Source organism: Tsukamurella conjunctivitidis (assembly GCF_007858475.1).
Classification (GTDB): domain Bacteria; phylum Actinomycetota; class Actinomycetes; order Mycobacteriales; family Mycobacteriaceae; genus Tsukamurella; species Tsukamurella conjunctivitidis.
Window position 1 is genome coordinate 1 of sequence record NZ_VIGX01000278.1, and the last position, 532, is coordinate 532.

The 532-nt window shown below is 43.2% G+C and carries 1 protein-coding gene; it reads left to right on the forward strand.

Annotated elements, in window-relative coordinates; genetic code table 11:
• The coding region (tyrS, locus tag FK530_RS27720; protein WP_146489530.1) for a tyrosine--tRNA ligase at positions 1-532 on the forward strand (532 nt) is incomplete at both ends.

Sequence of the window (532 nt, forward strand, 5' to 3'; positions counted from 1 at the left end):
GTATGGCAACCATAGAAGAGAGTCTAGAGATTATTCAACGTGGTACTGATGAAGTGATCTCCATTGAAGATTTAACCGCTAAATTGAAAGAGAATCGTCAGCTCCGCATTAAAGTAGGATTTGACCCTACAGCTCCAGATCTACATCTCGGACATACCGTCGTTATCAATAAGATGCGTCATTTTCAAGATCTCGGTCATGAAGTAAACTTTCTAATCGGTGACTTCACCGGCATGATCGGTGACCCTTCAGGCAAAGATGTTACTCGTAAGCCGCTCACTCGTGAGCAGGTCTTAGCAAATGCTAAAACCTATGAAGAGCAGATCTTTAAAGTGCTCGATCCTAAGTTAACCAAAGTTGTCTTCAACTCCCAATGGTTAGGCGAGCTTGGTACAGCTGGCATGATTCAATTAGCATCACGCCACACGGTTGCGCGCATGTTAGAGCGTGATGACTTTGAAAAGCGTTATAAAGCTCAACAACCGATTGCGATTCATGAGTTTATCTACCCATTATTGCAAGGATATGACTC